The organism is uncultured Campylobacter sp. (assembly GCF_938017615.1).
In the GTDB taxonomy this organism is placed as follows: domain Bacteria; phylum Campylobacterota; class Campylobacteria; order Campylobacterales; family Campylobacteraceae; genus Campylobacter_B.
This window is the reverse complement of sequence record NZ_CALIJA010000065.1, coordinates 1-17152: the sequence shown is the minus strand read 5'-3', so window position 1 is coordinate 17152 and position 17152 is coordinate 1. Positions and strand designations below refer to the sequence as shown.

Below are 17152 nucleotides of genomic sequence, written 5' to 3'. Positions count from 1 at the left end.
GCGAGAATTTTAAAAATATATTACGATATAATGTGCGCAAACCCACATCCCAATAAAAGGAAACCCAAATGCGAATTAACGGAAAAGAGATATTTAGGAAAAGCGGGCTTATGGTTAATCTATGCCGTATGGCTTCTTTGGAATATCAAGTTGATCATTTAGTGCATCCTGCGGTTGAATATTACGAAAGCCCATCGGAGATGGTAGAATTTTTATATACCGAATGCAAGAACGCTTTATTGGAGCAATTTGAATTTTGCTTCCTGCCATACGAGAGGGATGCGTTAAGAGAGCTTATGGAGCTCATAGATAGATACTTTAAAGATCAAAGCTTGCTAGAGGGAGATACTTACGATTATCTAGTATATCAGAACAAATCCTGGATAGAGGTCAGGGAGCTCGCTTTGAAGACCTTGCATATTTTCGGCTACAAGCCATATAGCTTTAATTATGATTAGACTCGGATTAGACTTAGTAGAATGAAATTTATCCTATATGTCTTTACTCTGCTACTATACCTAAGCGCCTGGGCTTTGCTTGGTTATATACAGCGAAAATAAAACCGACTCCGCGCAAGCGAATATTTTCATTTTGGTTGCGCTGCATCATAGCAGGCCGTAACGATACATCTAACGCCGCTAGGCCGTGCTTTAGCCGCTACGTCGCGATGCGCTCTATCGCTGCGCCTTAAATCCTTGCGCCCGAGTCGCCTAGATCATCTTTCCGACAAGTTTTTCTTTAAATTCTTTATAAATTTCAGGGCCCGCGTGTTTGTATTCGCTCGTCAGCTTATTGTGAAATTCCGCCATATCGCCGCCGCTTTCGCGGTAGAGCTTGATCGCATTTCGCCTTACGGCGCCGTCTTTTAGGTCGCTATCGTAGGTGATGTTCGCGTACCTTGCTCGCGCGCCGTCCTTGATCTCGCGGTAGGCCTCGCAGCCTTTGGCTCTGCCGAGCTTTGCGACGCACGCGGCATAGAGGGCTTGCAGGCTTACGCACTGGGGTATCAGCGCCTCCGCCGCGACAAGCTCTGCTTCGGCGATTTTAGAATTTGCGGCCTTTTGTTCCTGTTGTGAAGCCTTCGGCTCCTGCTTTGCGGTTTTGGGCTCCTTTTTCGAGGCTTTTGTCCCTTGCTTTTGAGGTTTTGACTCCTGCTTAGTAGCTTTCGGTTCCGCTTTTTGGGCTTTTTTCTCTGCCGCGCCGCTTGTTTTGCCTTGCTTCGCGCCTGCTCCTAAGGCATGCGAGACTAGGCTGATCTTTTCAAATTTCGGATTTTTGCGGTAGTTTAGATTGTTAAAAAATTCTATCACGTCGTCGTAAAATTTATCGTTGCTGACGATGCCGATCTTGCCCTCCTGCCCGCAGAGCTTGCCCATCAAAAACACGATGATCTTATCGGCGAAGTCCTTTCTTTGCTTGCCGATCGTAAAAACCTCGCCTATGCTAACGCCCATCTTCGATAGGCGCGCAAGGGTTAAGGCGCCAATTTTTTTGGCGGTGTTGGAGACGATATTTAGTTCATCGCCCTCTTTGAGATTTACGACGTCGAAGATATTATCGACGTCGATATTTTCGTCGTCTATGATAAAGTGCGTCAAAGTTTTTCCTTTAAATTAAATTTCAATGCCCGCGCTCGCGCAAATTTCATCTCTAAAGTGCGCGAAAGGCTTCATCGCGGGCTGGTTTTGCAGATGCTCGCCGATGGGCTTTTGCATCCACGCCATATCGTACCAGCGGCCGAATTTATAGGCGCAGCGCTCGAATCTTCCGACGAAGCGAAAGCCCATGCGCTCGTGAAATCGCACGCTCGCGTCGTTTAGATATTCGTCATCCCCGCAAGCGATGCAAGCGTTCATGTTTGCGATGTTTTGAGCTCTGAGCGTGCGCTCTAGCGCTTCGTAGAGCAGCCTGCCGATACCAAAAGCGTGCGCGTTTTGCGATACATAAACGGAGCTTTCCGTCGACCAATCATATGCCGCTCGCTCTTTGAAAGCCGAAGCGTAGGCGTAGCCGAGGATTTGGCCCGGTTTTAAATTTGCGCCGCTTTGTTTTGCAGCGACGATTAAATTTGCACCGTTTCGTTTCGTCGCGGCGCTTGTGCGATCTCACGCTTCGTCTGCGGGCGAAATTTCACTCTCTGCGCCAGCCGCGCTTGCGGAAATTTTAAAATTTTCATCTCGCTCATCGTTTGCGCCTGCCGCCTCGTCGCTTACGTAAGCGAGCAGATAGTGGTATCTTTGCAGCGTCTGTTCGATGCGCTCCGCAAATTCCGCGGCGCCGGGCACGTCGTATTCGAAGCTGATCGCCGTTTGCTTTACGTAAGGCGCGTAAATTTCAAGCAGTGCCTCCGCATCTTGTGGCGTTGCGAGCCGCAGTTTTATCCGCATAAAATCTCCTTTAAATTTAGCCGTTTTTGCATAATTTCAGTTTTAAGCTTATCTAAATTTACCGCCGCGACCAGCTTTTAAATTTAGCGGGAATTTTATCTCACGCGCAAAACGGCTAAATTTCAGAGGCGTGTTTGAGCGCGTAAATTTTAAAATTTAACCCGCGCAAGCCCTCTATTCGCCGAAAAGTCGCCAAAACTCGGGCGCAAATTTCGTCGGCGTAAATTCTATGATCTCGTATTTTGCGACGCCGTTTTGAAAGAACGGATCTTGCGCGATGATCTCATCAAGCTCCGCGCGGTCTTTGGCGTTGATTAAGATGATGCCGCCGGTGCGAGGGACTTTGCGCCCCGAGCAGATAAATTTATCCGCCGCATAAAATCGGTCTAAAAACGCGTTGTGCTCGTTGATGAAGCGATCGATTTCGCTAATTTCTTTAACGTAAGTGAGGTTTGCAATAAACATTTTGATCCTTTGTGAGATTTGAAGCGCGATTTTAGCATAAAATTCCAACGGATAAAATTCCCGCTGGAATTTTCGCGCGCTACGTTATAAAAAATATCGGCGAAATTCCGATTATCGCGCATGCAACTGCTGCGTAGCGAAGCTTTATCGCAGCAAGCGCGCAGATGTTTGCGAGCGCTAAAAGAAGCGGCGGAATTTGCGCCTGAAAGCTCGGCAGCGCAAAGTTTAAAAACGCAAGCAGCGGCGTATCGAGCGCGCCGCCGAGCCCGAATAGATGCAAAAAGATGCTTAGCGGATAAAAGATTACAAACACGTATCCTAGCGGCATTACGCTAAGCTGCTGCAGCGAAGCGGTCGGGAAGAAATAATAGACCGCTACGTTCATGCTGAGCCAAACGTAGAGATTGAAAAGTATGACGTTTTGCCAGAGCTTAAATTTAGGTGCGAAATGGTGCAGGTAGAGGAAAATATACAGTACGCCGAGGCAGGAGAAATAAAATCCGATCGAAAAGGCTAAGTGCGGGAAAAACGCAAGTAGAAGCGCGATCGTTAAGAAGAGATTCGTAAATTTAAGTACGTAGAAATTTCGCATCGCTAGGTAAAATCCCACGCAGCACATCGCAAGCGAGCGCAGAAAGCTCGGCGTAAAATCAAGCACGAAGAGATATCCGCTCATTAGCACGATCACAAAGACGCTAAGATCGCGCTTAGCGCTGCGGTACGGAAAATAGCGATCCTGAAAATAGCGGTAGATCGGCATTGCAAGCAGAAAGACCGTGCTAAAGATAATGCCCAGATGAAAGCCGCTGATCGAGATGATGTGCGCTATACCCCAGTTCGTCACGCTGGCGCGCAGCGGTTTTGAAATTTCGGTCGCAAAATACAGCGCGGAGTAAAGATCCGCCGTCATCTCATCTTCGTGTTGGGCGCGAACGAAGCTTATCGCGCACCATTTTGCCCCAGAGGGCGCGGTCTCGGCTGAAATTTTAAAATTTGGCGCGTAAAAGCGCTGCTTTAAAAAATCTAAAAATTTTACGTTTTTCGTTACGATGCCGATATTTACGCGCGCGAAGCGGTGAAATTCCCGCCCGAGCCCGGCAGTCGTGTAGAGGGTAAAATCCGCCGTTTTGAGCTTTAGCACCGTGTAGGTGCGGCCGCGCTCGTTCGTTTTGGCGTAGGCGTTTAAAAGTTGCGCGTCGTAAAAAGCGTAGTTTTTCGCGCGGAATTCTTTGAGCTCATAAAATTTCACGCCTAGGTTTATCGATAAAATTCCAAGTAAAATGAGCAGAAAGTATAAAATTTCACGTTTACGGTAAAAGAGTTGAAGCTTCACGGGCGGTATTTAAGTTCGCGCATGCGGTAGAATTTTAAAAGTTCGCACTCGGCGAAATTTTAAAATTCCAAGGCTCTATGCCGCATCGCCCAGTGGAATTTTCCGGCAGTGCGGCATAAAATTTAGCCTTAGCACGAATAATTCGTCGCAAACTCAAACGGCGTAGGGCGCGCCTCGTAAGGCCAAACCTGAGTTTCAAATTTAAAATGCTGATAGGTTTCGATAAAAAGCTCGCTCATTATTGGGCGCAGATACTCATTATCGCGGATCACCGCCTCTAGGCTGCCGCGAAGCGTGTGCGGAAGCTGCTCGATGCCGCGTTCGCGGATCTCATCCAGGTGCAGCTTGAATAAATTCTCATCCATCGGCCCCACCGGTTCGGTTTTGTTTTTGATACCGTCGATTCCCGCCATCAGCATCGCTGCAAATGCCAAATACGGGCACGCAGTGCTATCGGGGAAGCGCATCTCCGCGCGCACCGAGTGCTCGCCGCTGCCGTAAGGGATGCGGATCGAAGCGGAGCGGTTTTGGCTCGAATAAGTTAGAATGGACGGCGCCTCAAAGCCCGGGATCAGGCGCTTGTAGCTGTTGGTGCTCGGGTTCGTAAACGCCGCGACGCTGCGCGCATGCTTTAGCACGCCGCCGATATACCATCTTGCCGCGTCGCTTAAATTTGCGTAGTTGCCCTTTTTGTAAAAGGTATTTTTGCCCTTTTTCCAGATCGATTGGTGCACGTGCATTCCGCTGCCGTTATCGCCGTAGAGCGGCTTTGGCATAAAAGTCGCGGTCTTGCCGTTTAGGTGCGCGACCATCTTTACTACGTATTTGTATTTTTGCACGTTGTCGGCAGCCTCGACGAGAGTGCCGTATTTAACGCCGATCTCGCCCTGTCCTTGTGCTACTTCGTGGTGGCAGATGAAGGTCTCAAGCCCGATCTGTTCAAGCACCTTTAGCATTTCGGCGCGCAGATCGACCATCGAATCGACTGGTTGGACGGGGAAGTAGCCGCCCTTTACGCCCGGGCGGTGGCCGCTGTTAAAGCCGTCTTTGTAATTTTTACCACTGTTCCAATGCCCCTCTTCGGTATCTACCTTAAACATCGCGCAGTTCATATCGTCGATGATCTTTACGTCGTCGAAAACGAAAAACTCATTCTCCGGCCCGAAATAGCAGGTATCTCCAAGCCCCGTGGTTTGTAGAAACTGCTCGGCTTTTTTAGCGATCGAGCGCGGGCATTTTTCGTAAAGCTCGTTTTTATAGATATCGTAAACGTCGCAGATGACGATGATCGTCACGTCCGCGGTAAATGGATCCAAAAACGCCGTCTCCACGTCGGGCTTTAGCATCATATCGGATTTATCGATCGGCTGCCACGCCGCTACCGAGCTAGCGTCAAATGGAATTCCGTCGGCGAAATCCTTCGGCAAGCGCTTGTAGTTGTAAGCGACGTGGTGCCAGGTACCTTTTAGATCGGTAAATCTAAAATCCACGAACTCGACCTCGTTTTCATCGCAAAATTTAAAAAATTCCTTCACGTCATTAACAAATTTTCCCATATTTTTTCCTTTTTTCCGCCCGTATTCGGGCTAAATTTAACGGCGGATTTTAACATTATTTAGTTGAAATTCGACTTTATCTGCGCCGTTTTGCGCGCCGCGATTTTTAAAATTTGCGGCGCCGCGCCTTTTTAAATTTAAAAGCGGCTGCCGTTAAAATTTACGCCAGATTTACGAACTGCCGCTCGCGATTTTTGAAAACTGCGATCCGCTCGTAGCCGAACTCGCGCGCTTTGGCGTAAATTTTATCGTAGTTTAGCGCTACTTGGGCAACCGAGTGCGCATCCGAGCTAAGCGTGATCGGCACGTCTGCATCCGCTAGCATAGCCAAAAGCGCGTCGCTTGGATAAATTTCATTCGCGGGCTTGCGAAGCCCCGCGGAGTTTAGCTCCACGACGATGCCGCTTTTTTTGATCGCGTTTATCGCGCCGCCAGCTAAAACTCTAATATCTTTTTTCGGAGTAAATTTAAAAATTTTAATCAGATCCATATGCCCTAGAATGTCGAATTTGCCGCTTTTGCACAGCGCGCAGATCAGCGCAAAGTATTCTCGATAAACGTCGTCTATTTCGCGCCCGCTCCATTGATCTAAAAATTCCTCGTTATCAAAGCCCCAGTTGTTTAAAAAATGCACCGAGCCGATGAGATAATCAACCTCGCGCGCGAAAATCCGCTCATCCATTAGCTCTTTTTTCGTCATAAAATCGACCTCGTATCCTAGTCGCACATCGATCCGCCCGCTAAACTCATCTCGCAGATCCCTAATCATCCGCTCGTAAAGCTCCATCTGCTCGAAGCTCATTCGGTATTTTTGATCGAAGTTCATCGGCGCATGATCCGCAAAGCCGAAAATTTCTATGCCTCGTGCGATCGCTGCTTCCAAATACTGTCGCGGCTCGCCGTTAGCGTGGTTGCAAAGATAGGTGTGGTTGTGTAGATCGGCTCGCATCAACTGCTCCTTAAATAAAATTTTGGCTAAATTGTAGTAAAATCGCGCTTAAAAAATCACTAGGAATGTATTTGAAAAAACCCGAACTCTTAGCTCCTGCTGGGAATTTAACGAAACTAAAAATCGCCCTGGCTTACGGCGCGGACGCCGTGTATGCAAGCACCGGCTCATTTTCGCTGCGCCAGCGAAGCGCGAAGGAATTTAGCAAAGAAAGCTTCGCGCAGGGCGTCGCGTACGCGCACGAGCGCGGCAAGAAGCTCTATGCGACCGTAAACGGCTTTGCGACCAACGGCCAGCTAGGAAACATCAAAAGGCATTTGGAATTTCTTCGCGATCTGCGCGTGGATGGAATTTTAATCGCCACCCCAGGCGTCGCGAGCCTTGCGCGAGCCGTAGCGCCGCAAATCCCGATTCACGTCTCTACCCAAGCCAACGTGCTAAATTATCTGGATGCGCAGGTTTGGGCGGAGCTGGGCGCCGTACGCATTGTCGCGGCGCGCGAAATGACGCTCAAAGACGCCGTAGAGATCAAGGATAAAATTCCAAATTTGCAGATTGAAATTTTCGTGCACGGCTCGATGTGTTTCGCATACAGCGGGCGCTGTCTTGTTAGCGCGGTGCAAAGCGGGCGCTTCAGCAACCGCGGAAGCTGCGCGAACGACTGCAGATTTAACTATGAGCTTTACGCGAAAAATTCCGAAACCAGCGCGCTTTTTCGCTTGCAAGAGCGCGAAGGGGAGGGGACTTTCGTAATGAACGCGAAGGATCTTAGCCTCATTTCGCACGTGCAAAAGATCATGCAAACGGGCGCGATCGACAGCTTCAAAATCGAAGGGCGCACCAAGAGCGAATACTACGTCGCATGCGCTACAAATGCCTACCGCGCGGCGATCGACGATGCCGCGAGCGATAAATTTGAGGCCGGCGTTTACGAGCGCGAGATCGCGACGCTTAAAAACCGCGGCTTTAGCGACGGATATTTGATAAAGCGACCATACGAGCGAGAGGATACGCAGAATTTAGACCGCAGTATTGAGCTTGGCACGCATCAGGTCTGCGCTATCAGCGAAGACGGCGAGTTTATAAGCGTCAAAGATAAAATTTTGCCAGGCGTTTCGTATGAAATTTTCGCTCCGCGCGGCTTTGAAATTTGCGCTTGCGATAATGAGATCGGCGAAATTTTTGAGCTTGACGGCAAGCCATATTTAAAATTTAAGAGGCTGCAAAGCCGTAGCGGTAAGGAATTTAGCGAGATTCACAGCGGCAATTTAAATGAGATTAAGCTGCCCGCGAAGCTCGCGGAGTTTTGCTTTTTAAGAAAGGAGATAGAATGAAATTTGTTTCTATAATAATGGGCTCAAAGAGCGATTACGAGGTCGTTTACGAGGCGGCTAAAATTTTAAACGAATTCGGCGTGGCGTACGAGATGATCGTTTCTTCGGCGCACAGAAGCCCCGCCCGCACGGCTAAATACGTCGCGGATGCCGAGAAAAAGGGCGCGCAGGTTTTCATCTGCGCGGCGGGCATGGCGGCGCATCTTGCTGGAGCGGTCGCTGCGAATACGACCAAGCCGGTGCTCGGCGTTCCGCTCGGCGGCAGCGCGCTTAGCGGCGTAGATGCGCTGTATTCGACCGTGCAGATGCCTGCGGGTATCCCCGTCGCGACGCTTGCGATCGGCAAGGCGGGCGCAAAAAACGCGGCGTATCTAGCGGTGCAAATTTTAGCCCTAAGCGACGAGGTGCTAAGCTCGAAGCTAAAGGCGGATCGCGCGGCAAAAGCGGAGGCGCTGAAAAAGGACTCCGAGCAGATCGAAGTGCTGCTTGAGGGCTAAACTTTGAAAATTTTAAAATTGCGCGAAGGCTTTGAAATTTGTGGGCTAAAGGCTCGCACGAATAACGCAGATGAGATGAGCGGGCGAGGGGTGATCGCAAATTTGTGGGGCGAGTTTTTAAAATTTAACGCTAGCAGAAGCAGCGCCACGAAAAACGAAATTTATGCTGCGTATTACGACTATGAAAACGGCGCGCATGGCGAATACTCCGTGCTAATAGGCACTTGCTCGAAGGAGGAACACCATAAAGAAAGCCACGACGAAGCTTGCGAATCTGCAAATCAGTGCTGCAAAAATGAGCGCGATGAAACCTGCGATAAATTACGTATTGAAGTGGGTGATTACGCGGTTTTTGATTTTGCGAACGAGCCTACGAGAGCTGGCGAATACTGGGCTGAAATTTGGAAATTTTTTGAAAGTTCGAAGCTTCAAAGCGCTTTTCAAACGGACTTTGAAAAGCGCTTTGGAAGATAAAATTTAAATTTACATATCGATAAAAGGATAAAAATGACGTTTTCACAGATTATTTTGACGCTTCAAAACTACTGGCACGAGCAGGGTTGCTTGCTCGTTCAGCCCTACGATATGCCCGCAGGCGCAGGCACCTATCATCAGGCTACCTTTTTGCGCAGCTTAGGAGGCAAACCTTGGCGCGCGGCATACGTAGCACCCTCGCGTCGCCCCACAGACGGGCGCTACGGCGAAAACCCAAACCGCTTGGGCGCGTATTATCAGTTTCAGGTGATCTTAAAACCGAGCCCGGATAATATCCAAGAGCTCTATCTAAAAAGCCTGGAAAAGCTCGGGCTCGATCTTAAAAGCCACGATATCCGCTTCGTAGAAGACAACTGGGAGAGCCCGACGCTGGGGGCCTGGGGGCTTGGCTGGGAGGTTTGGCTGGATGGCATGGAGGTGACGCAGTTTACATATTTTCAGCAGGTAGGCGGCATCACGTGCGAGCTCATAAGCGGCGAAATCACCTACGGGCTTGAGCGCTTGGCGATGTATCTGCAAAACAAAGACGACGTTTACGACATCGTCTGGGACGATAAGGCGGGGCTCGTGACCTACGGCGACGTGCATAAAAGGGGCGAGTTCGAGTTTAGCAAATACAACTTCGAGCTTGCGGATACCGCGATGCTTTTTAATCAGTTTGAAAACTGCTTCGGCGAGTGCAAAAGTATCCTAAAGCACGGCCTGGCGCTTCCTGCGTATGATTACTGCATGCTCGCGGCGCACACGTTCAACGTCCTTGACGCGCGCGGAGCGATCTCGGTCACGCAGAGGCAGGATTATATTTTAAAGATCCGCGATCTTGCCAAAAACTGCGCGCTTTGCTATGCAGATCCGCAAAAATATGTCGCCGAGCTTTGCGGCACGGCATGCAGCGATAAAAAAGGCAGTAAAGACGGCGGCGCGGCGGACGCAAATTCCGCGAGCGTAAATTTAAAAAACGCCCACGGCAAGCAAAATTCTGCAAATAAAATAGATAAAAGCGCAAAGTAAAATTTATGAAAACGGGCGAAATTTATGAAATTTTAAACGCCGCCGCGCCCTTTTGCGACGCAGAGGCGTGGGATAATAGCGGGCTAATGCTCGGAAACTTGGATGATGAAATTTCAAAAATCTATCTAAGCCTAGACGTTACTAGCGAGCTTGTGCGCGAGGCGGAGGCGGGCTCGCTTTTCTTGGTACACCACCCTCTGATTTTCAGTCCGCTAAAATCGCTTGATCCGCGGCTCTATCCTGCAAATTTGATCTATGAGATGATCCGCAAAAACATCTCTCTCATCGCGATGCATACGAACTTTGACAAGCACGTTTTAAACGGGTTCGTAGCGCGCGAAATTTTAAAATTTGAAATTATGGATGAGCGGGAATTTTTGGTTTTCATGCGCGCGGATTTGAGCTTTGAGGCTCTGTGCGCACAGATAAAGCGCAAGCTTGGTATCGAGCATCTGCGCGCCGTAAAGACGAAAAATTTCATCCAAAATATCGCGCTTTGCACCGGCAGCGGAAGCGAACTAAATCAAAGCTTGGGCGTGGATTGCTTCATCACGGGCGATATAAAATATCACACGGCGCTTCAAAATTTAGAAAATGGCGTGAGTTTGATCGACATAAATCATTTTGAAAGTGAGCGCTATTTTGGGCGCGCGCTCGCACCTTTCTTGCAAAAAAGCGAAATTGAAGTTATAATAAGCGAGCAAAAAAATCCATTTACGTATTATTAAAGGAAAAAGATGAACAAATATTTAAGCCAATTGGTGCAGCTTTGCGAATTCGATAAGCAGCTGGACGGATTTAAGCCTAAAATCGAGGCCGCACAGGAGAAACTAAGCAAAAAAAGCGGCGAAATTTCAGGCGCAAAAGAACAGATCGAAACTCTAAATGCGGAGATCGCCGAGCTAAAATCTCAAATTTTACAAGCAAACGCGCAACTTAGCGCTTTTTCGTCTAAGCTAAAAAGCACGGGCAAAAAAAGCGGCGCGGCAAAGACCGAAAAGGAGATCAAGGCCCTTAGCGTCGAAGAGGATATCGCAAAAGAGCAGCTCGAAGCCACAAACGAGGAGATCGAAAGGCTAGAAAAGATCGTAGCCTCAAAGGAAGCGCTCGTAAAAGAGCAGAGCGAAAAGCAAGAGGCGTTTGAAGCCGAGCTAAAAAGCTTGCAAGAGCAGGTAAGCGCCGAGATGGGCGAGGTCGAGGTCGCACGCGGCGGGATCTACGCCAAGCGAGATAAGCTAATGCAGGCGATGAATCCAAAAACAGTTTCATTCTACGAAAAGATCCGCAAGTGGGCGGGCAATACGGCGGTCTCGCCGGTGCGCAAACAGGCCTGCTACGGCTGCTTTATGCGTATAAGCGATAAGACCTATTCTGCGGTCATCAAAAGCGACGACATCGTAACCTGCCCGTATTGCGGCAGAATTTTATATAAAGAAGCCGAGTGATCTACACCGCCTTGGCGTTTTTGGCGTGGCTTGCAGCTGCGCCTTTTATTTTTATCCTAAGCTTTAAAAAAAAATACCGCACGAGCCTGAAGGCGCGATTTTTTCTATACAAAAACCCTAAATTTAACCCCGCTGCGGTGCATTTTCACGCTTGCAGCTTGGGCGAGGTAAACGCTCTTGCGCCGCTAATTTCTAAATTTGAGAGCGTCGCGCTTAGCACGACCACGCAGACGGGCTTTGGTGCTGCGCGTGCGCTCACGCCGAACTCTCGCTACCTGCCGTTTGAAAACTGGCTTCCGTTTTGGCTTACGGGCAACCGCGTGCTGGTGATTTTCGAAGCGGAGCTGTGGCTAAATTTGATCCGTTCGGCTAAGGCGCGCGGAAGCTACGTGATCCTGCTAAATGCGCGCATAAGCGACCGCTCGTACGCGAGCTATATGCGCTTTAAGCTTTATTATCGCAAAGCGTTTGAAAATATCGATCTGGTGCTTGCGCAAAGCGAGCTTGATGCGGCGCGGCTACGGGAGCTCGGCGCAAAAAATATAAAGGTCGCGGGCAACGTGAAAAGCGCGAATATCGTCGTTGCGACGAAAGACTATTCCGCCGCGGCTGCAAATAGCTTTGTGCTTACGATCTCAAACACTCACGAGGGCGAAGAGGAGCTTATTTTATCGAATTTAAACGATTTTATAAAATTTCGCAGCTCGCAGAATGCTCTCGAAAAATACCCATACGCAGCGGGTACCCGCTGCGATAAAAGCTTGCCTGGAGCTGAGCTTCACGGAGAGACGAGCTCGCTTGAGCCGGTAAATTTAAACGCAGCTTCTTTGGATGCGGCGAGCTCAAGCGACGCTTCGTCCGCCGTGCCGAATACGGCGCCTTTAAACGGTGCGTCTTTAAATTTTGCTGCACTGAATACGGCGGCCTCGACTGCCGCGCCGCAAAAGCTAAAAATCATCCTGGCGCCGAGACATCCGGAGCGCTTTGAAAAGGTACGTGAAATTTGTGAGATTTGGGCGCGCGAGCATGGGCTTAGCTTTGAGCGGTTTAGCGACAGCGCGGGGCTTCGGAGCGATTTTATCTTGCTCGATGCCTTCGGCGAGCTGGCGAACTTTTATAAAATTTCAAACGTCGTGATCTTGGGCGGCAGCTTTTTGCCAAAGATCGGCGGACATAGCCCGATCGAGGCGGCGAGCTTCAGTGTGCCGATCATCAGCGGGCAATTTTTTCATAATCAAAAGGCGCTGTACGCGCTCGTACAAAACATCGCTCTGTGCGACGCGAACGAAATTTCAAACGCTTTAAAAGAGCCGCTAAAGAGCACGCGTATAGATAAAATTTGCGATCTGCAAGAGATAGAAAATTTAATCAAGGAAAGAATTTAATGCAAGAAAAAGCCTACAAACTGCTGGCGGCGCAGGAAAATATCTCGCACAACGAAGCCAAGGCTCTCATCGACGCGGGGCTTGTGAGCGCGCGCGGCGCAAAGATCGCTCTAGCGCGCGAGATGCTCGGCGAAAATACTAAATTTAGCGTGATGAAGCCCGCAAAACCCGCGATCATTTACGAGGATGAGAACGTTTTGGCGGTCAATAAGCCGCCCTTTATGAGCAGCGAAAATTTAGAAAAAATCTACAAATTCGGGCTTCTAAACCGCCTGGATAAGGAGACTAGCGGCGTCGTGCTGCTGTACAAAAACGAAGAATTCCGCGAAGCGGCGATTGCGGAATTTAAAAATTTGCGCGTGAAAAAAAGCTATATCGCAATCGTTAAAGGGATCGTGAGCGAAGAGATGAAATTTGACGAGCCGATTTTGACGATAAAGACCAGAAGCGGCGCGTTTTCTAAAATTTCGCCAAACGGCAAGAGCGCATTTAGCGAGGTTTATCCGCTGATGATAAGCGGCAAAAAATCACTCGTAAAAGTGCGGATCGAGACCGGCAGGACGCATCAGATCCGCGTGCATCTGGCAAATGCGGGATTTGGCGTAATAGGTGATGAAAAATACGCTAAAAGCCGCGCTAAGCGGATGTTTCTGCACTCGTACGAGACCGAGATTTTGGGGCTAAAATTTAAAGCTCCGCTAGATAAAAGCTTCAACGAATTCGGCTTTGAAATTCCTAAGGATCTCTGATATTCAATGGCTTTTAAGTTAATTTTAGGTAACATCGCAAGTTTAAAAATTTTATAAGGGATCAAAGTGTTTGAGATCATAAGCGAGTCGTTTAAAAACGCGGTCAATAAATTAAAAACAATCGATGACGAAAAAGCTTTAAAAAACGCCTTGGAGACGCTAAAAAAAGCGCTTTTAAAGGCCGACGTGCACCACAAAGTCGTAAAGGATTTTTTGGCGCTCGTCGAAGCCGATCTTCGTATCGGTACGATAGGACAGAAGCCGTTTTTGCAGTCCATCAAGACAAATTTGACTAAAATTTTAACGGCGCCTAGAGGCAGCAGCCAGGGGTTTGTATTCGCTAGCACGCCCCCTACGGTAGCTTTGATGACGGGACTTCAAGGAAGCGGAAAATCCACAAGCACGATAAAACTCGCGAACTATCTGAAACTTCGTAAAAAAAAGGTCTTGGTCGCAGCATGCGACTTGCAGCGCCTAGCCGCGGTCGAACAGCTCCGCCAGCTTTGCGAGGCGAACGAGATTGAGCTGTTTTTTATCGAGGGCGAGAGCGATCCGCTAAAGGTTGCGGAAAAAGCGCTAAGCAAGGCTAAGAGCGGGCTTTATGACGTACTGCTCGTAGATACGGCGGGACGTCTTGCGATCGATGAGGCGCTAATGGCGCAGCTTGCAGAGATGAAAAAGACCCTAAATCCGCATGAAATTTTTTACGTAGCGGACGCCATGAGCGGTCAAGACGGCATTAAAACGGCAGCTAAATTTGATGAAATTTTAGGCCTAACGGGCGTGATTTTAAGCAAATTTGACGCAGATACCAAAGGCGGCGTAGCTCTTGGTATCGCTCAGCAGCTTGGCATCCCGCTTCGCTTTATCGGAACCGGCGAGAAGGTGGCCGATCTGGAGGGCTTTATACCCGATAGAATCACCGGTCGCATTATGGGCGAGGGCGATTTAGCGACGTTAGCCGAGAAAACAAGCGCCGTTTTCGACGAAAGAGAAGCTAAGGCCTTAAACAAAAAGATCAAAAAAGGCGAGTTTAATTTTAACGATTTTGTAAATCAGCTCGAAAGCGTGAAAAAGCTCGGCAATATGAAAAATTTAATCGGTATGATCCCCGGGCTTTCCGGCATGGCGAATAAGATAAAAGATATCGATTTGGAAAACTCCAAAGAGATACTTCATATCAAAGCGATGATTAATTCAATGACGCCGAAAGAGCGCGAAAATCCCGATCTGCTAAATAATTCGCGCAAGCGCAGACTTGCTGCCGGCGCAGGGCTTTCGCAGGTGGAGGTGAACCGCTTTTTAAAGCAGTTCGCGGGCGCTTCGAAGCTTGCGAAGAAATTTTCGGGCAAGGGCGGCATGCAGGGGCTTGCCTCGATCGCTCAAAGGCAAAATTTACCGAGATAATTTCTCGGTAGAGTTTGCAGATGTTTAAGTTTTAGCCATCTGCAAGTTCTAAAACTTACAAAAATTTAAGGAGAAAAAATGGCAACAGTTGTTAGGCTTACAAGAATCGGAAGAAAGAAGCAGCCTTTTTACCGCATCGTGGTAACGGATAGCAGAAAAAGACGCGACGGCGGCTTTATCGAGACGATCGGCTTTTATAACCCGTTAAAGCAGAGCGATAATATCAAATTCGACGCGGAGCGTTTGGCATACTGGAAGAGCGTAGGCGCGAAGTTAAGCGATAGGGTCGCTCAAATCACAAGCAAATAAAATGGTAGAAAATTTTATAAAAGAATACGCAAAGTTGATCGCCGACTATCCGCAGTCCGTCTCTACGCAAAAGCGGGTCGGTGAGAACTTTACCGAGATCATCGTCTATGCCGACAAGGCCGATACCGGCAAACTCATCGGCAAGGACGGCAAAATGATAAACGCCATAAAGACCGTCATCATCGGCTATAAAGCAAAAGATCCGATCAATTATAAAATTACCGTCAAAGCCAAAGATGCCTGATGATCTTTTAGAGGTCGCGAAGCTCGGTCGGACTATCGGTCTAAAGGGCGCGGTTAAAATTTTCGATCGCAGCGACTTCCCCTCTCAGTTTAAAAAAGGCGCCAAATTTTATCTGCGAAACGGCGAAATTTTAGAAATTCTATCCTTTAGCGGCGCAAATTCTAGCGCTATTTTTAAAGATTATGAAAGCGTAGAAGCGGCGGCAAACCTGACTAACCAAATCCTTTACCGAAGTAAAGAGGACACGCGGAAATTTTGCAAATTGCAAAAGGGCGAGTTCTTTTACTTCGATATTATCGGGCTTGAAATTTACGAAGACAGCGCGGTTTTAGGGCGCGTAAAGGACATATCGCAGATCGGAAGCGGCTATCTTTTTGAGGTAGAGACGGATGAAAGCCTAATCTCGCAGGCTTTGCCGAAAGAATTTTTCATCCCCTACGTGGATGCCTATGTGAAAGAAATTTCGCTTAGCGAGCGTAAAATTTTTACGCAAAATGCGCGCGCAATTTTGGAAAACTCATGAATTTTATCTTCGTTTCGCTGTTTGAAAATCTCATCGCGCCGTATTTTGAGGACTCGATTTTAAAGCGCGCGGTCGATAAGAAAATAATCTCTACGCATTTTTTTAACCCGCGAAATTTCACGACAAATCGGTATAAAAAAGTGGATGATTATATGATCGGCGGCGGCGCGGGGCTTTTGATCGGCACGGAGCCGCTTGCCGGGACGATCGAGCAGGTAAGAGCTAAATTTAAAAACGCCAAGTTTATCTACCTCTCGCCCGCCGGTAAGAAATTTAATCAAAACGACGCCAAGCGTCTAAGCGGCGAAGAGAGCCTATGCTTTATCTGCGGGCGCTACGAGGGGATCGATGAGCGCATAGTCGAAAGATATGTAGATGAAATTTTTTGCATCGGCGATTTCGTTCTTACCGGCGGCGAGCTCGGCGCACTTTGTATGTGTGATGCGATAAGCCGCAACATAAAGGGCGTTTTAGGTAACGAAAGCTCGCTTGTCGAAGAAAGCTTTGAAGGCGGAATTTTAGAGGCGCCTGCATTTACAAAGCCTGATGTTTTTGAAAATTTACCTATAGTTTCAGAGTTTTTAAAGGGTAATCACGCTAAAATGCGCAGCTTAAAAAATCAAATGGCGCTATGCAAAACGAGGTTCTTCCGCCCGGATATGTACCAAAAAATCGCCAGAAATAAAGGAAATTTATGAAAAACAAGTATATCCAAGCGTTTGAGGACGCTCAGATCACAAGCAAAAGTGTGCCTGATTTCCGTGCCGGCGACACCTTAAAGGTAGCCATCAGGATCAAAGAGGGCGATAAGAGCAGAATTCAAAATTTTGAAGGTACCTGCATTGCGCGCCGCGGAAACGGCGTCAGCGAGACTTTTATCATTCGCAAGATTGGCGCTAATAGCGTCGGCGTGGAGAGAATTTTCCCGATCTACAGCGAGAGTATCGAAAGCATCGAGGTTCTAAGAAAAGGACGCGTTCGCCGCGCGAAGCTATTTTACCTACGCGATAGACGCGGTAAGGCGGCTAAAATCAAAGAGCTTCGAAAATAATCCTTTAAATTT

At 48.4% G+C, this 17152-nt stretch carries 21 protein-coding genes and 1 pseudogene; 15 read left to right on the top strand and 7 right to left on the bottom strand.

Going from position 1 to position 17152, the window contains the following annotated elements; translation table 11 throughout:
* Positions 1–239: 239 nt before the first annotated feature.
* On the top strand, positions 240–458 hold the full coding sequence (locus Q0620_RS03030) for a hypothetical protein (RefSeq protein WP_297922152.1): 219 nt from the start codon (positions 240–242) through the stop codon (positions 456–458).
* Positions 459–710: 252 nt separating this feature from the next.
* Here the strand turns inward: Q0620_RS03030 and Q0620_RS03025 are convergent, their stop codons facing one another.
* The 7 genes from Q0620_RS03025 to Q0620_RS02995 all read right to left on the bottom strand — a co-directional run bounded on the left by Q0620_RS03025 (position 711) and on the right by Q0620_RS02995 (position 6690).
* A complete protein-coding gene (locus Q0620_RS03025; RefSeq protein WP_298783154.1) occupies positions 711–1598 on the bottom strand; it encodes a hypothetical protein in 888 nt (295 codons plus the stop codon).
* A 15-nt stretch (positions 1599–1613) separates the two neighbouring features.
* Positions 1614–2063: a GNAT family N-acetyltransferase gene (locus Q0620_RS03020; RefSeq protein WP_298783155.1), complete on the bottom strand. Its 450-nt coding sequence runs from the start codon at positions 2061–2063 to the stop codon at positions 1614–1616.
* A 42-nt stretch (positions 2064–2105) separates the two neighbouring features.
* Complete coding sequence (locus tag Q0620_RS03015) at positions 2106–2387, bottom strand: GNAT family N-acetyltransferase (protein WP_298783153.1); 282 nt, start codon at positions 2385–2387, stop codon at positions 2106–2108.
* Positions 2388–2561: 174 nt separating this feature from the next.
* Positions 2562–2852 carry a YciI family protein gene (locus tag Q0620_RS03010; protein ID WP_298104175.1) on the bottom strand — a complete coding sequence of 97 codons (291 nt, stop codon included), beginning with the start codon at positions 2850–2852 and terminating at the stop codon, positions 2562–2564.
* A 79-nt stretch (positions 2853–2931) separates the two neighbouring features.
* On the bottom strand, positions 2932–4185 hold the full coding sequence (locus Q0620_RS03005) for a ComEC/Rec2 family competence protein (RefSeq protein WP_298783152.1): 1254 nt from the start codon (positions 4183–4185) through the stop codon (positions 2932–2934).
* Positions 4186–4313: 128 nt separating this feature from the next.
* Positions 4314–5741 carry a type I glutamate--ammonia ligase gene (glnA, locus tag Q0620_RS03000; protein ID WP_298783151.1) on the bottom strand — a complete coding sequence of 476 codons (1428 nt, stop codon included), beginning with the start codon at positions 5739–5741 and terminating at the stop codon, positions 4314–4316.
* Between the two features lie 160 nt (positions 5742–5901).
* Entirely contained in the window at positions 5902–6690 is a 789-nt protein-coding gene (locus Q0620_RS02995; protein ID WP_298783150.1) for a histidinol-phosphatase, read from the bottom strand.
* A gap of 71 nt (positions 6691–6761) precedes the next feature.
* On the opposite strand from Q0620_RS02995, the gene Q0620_RS02990 reads away from it, so the two are divergent.
* The 14 genes and pseudogenes from Q0620_RS02990 (at position 6762) to rplS (ending at position 17140) form a co-directional block, all read left to right on the top strand.
* Entirely contained in the window at positions 6762–8024 is a 1263-nt protein-coding gene (locus tag Q0620_RS02990) for a peptidase U32 family protein (RefSeq protein WP_298783149.1), read from the top strand.
* On the top strand, positions 8021–8521 hold the full coding sequence (gene purE, locus Q0620_RS02985) for a 5-(carboxyamino)imidazole ribonucleotide mutase (RefSeq protein WP_297880096.1): 501 nt from the start codon (positions 8021–8023) through the stop codon (positions 8519–8521). The genes Q0620_RS02990 and purE overlap by 4 nt, the downstream gene beginning before the upstream one ends.
* Before the next feature lie 3 nt (positions 8522–8524).
* A complete protein-coding gene (locus Q0620_RS02980; protein ID WP_298783148.1) occupies positions 8525–8995 on the top strand; it encodes a GyrI-like domain-containing protein in 471 nt (156 codons plus the stop codon).
* A gap of 33 nt (positions 8996–9028) precedes the next feature.
* Positions 9029–9865, top strand: a pseudogene (gene glyQ / locus Q0620_RS02975) (glycine--tRNA ligase subunit alpha); the annotation flags it as partial.
* 167 nt (positions 9866–10032) lie between these two features.
* A complete protein-coding gene (locus Q0620_RS02970) occupies positions 10033–10755 on the top strand; it encodes a Nif3-like dinuclear metal center hexameric protein (RefSeq protein WP_298783147.1) in 723 nt (240 codons plus the stop codon).
* 9 nt (positions 10756–10764) lie between these two features.
* A complete protein-coding gene (locus tag Q0620_RS02965; protein ID WP_298783146.1) occupies positions 10765–11472 on the top strand; it encodes a zinc ribbon domain-containing protein in 708 nt (235 codons plus the stop codon).
* The gene (locus Q0620_RS02960; protein WP_298783145.1) at positions 11469–12857 is read left to right on the top strand and encodes a glycosyltransferase N-terminal domain-containing protein; all 1389 of its coding nucleotides are present in this window, start codon (positions 11469–11471) and stop codon (positions 12855–12857) included. The genes Q0620_RS02965 and Q0620_RS02960 overlap by 4 nt, the downstream gene beginning before the upstream one ends.
* Complete coding sequence (locus Q0620_RS02955; RefSeq protein WP_298783144.1) at positions 12857–13606, top strand: RluA family pseudouridine synthase; 750 nt, start codon at positions 12857–12859, stop codon at positions 13604–13606. The genes Q0620_RS02960 and Q0620_RS02955 overlap by 1 nt, the downstream gene beginning before the upstream one ends.
* Before the next feature lie 66 nt (positions 13607–13672).
* Positions 13673–15013 carry a signal recognition particle protein gene (gene ffh / locus Q0620_RS02950; RefSeq protein ID WP_291939691.1) on the top strand — a complete coding sequence of 447 codons (1341 nt, stop codon included), beginning with the start codon at positions 13673–13675 and terminating at the stop codon, positions 15011–15013.
* A 78-nt stretch (positions 15014–15091) separates the two neighbouring features.
* A complete protein-coding gene (rpsP, locus tag Q0620_RS02945) occupies positions 15092–15322 on the top strand; it encodes a 30S ribosomal protein S16 (RefSeq protein ID WP_291939688.1) in 231 nt (76 codons plus the stop codon).
* A 1-nt stretch (position 15323) separates the two neighbouring features.
* Positions 15324–15566 carry a KH domain-containing protein gene (locus tag Q0620_RS02940; RefSeq protein WP_005873158.1) on the top strand — a complete coding sequence of 81 codons (243 nt, stop codon included), beginning with the start codon at positions 15324–15326 and terminating at the stop codon, positions 15564–15566.
* Positions 15559–16089, top strand: a complete 531-nt coding sequence (gene rimM, locus Q0620_RS02935; RefSeq protein ID WP_298783143.1) for a ribosome maturation factor RimM — start codon at positions 15559–15561, stop codon at positions 16087–16089. Before Q0620_RS02940 ends, rimM begins: the two co-directional genes overlap by 8 nt.
* Positions 16086–16787, top strand: coding sequence for a tRNA (guanosine(37)-N1)-methyltransferase TrmD (gene trmD / locus Q0620_RS02930; RefSeq protein ID WP_298783142.1), 702 nt, complete (start codon positions 16086–16088; stop codon positions 16785–16787). The genes rimM and trmD overlap by 4 nt, the downstream gene beginning before the upstream one ends.
* Positions 16784–17140, top strand: coding sequence for a 50S ribosomal protein L19 (rplS, locus tag Q0620_RS02925; protein WP_005873155.1), 357 nt, complete (start codon positions 16784–16786; stop codon positions 17138–17140). Before trmD ends, rplS begins: the two co-directional genes overlap by 4 nt.
* Positions 17141–17152 lie beyond the last annotated feature (12 nt).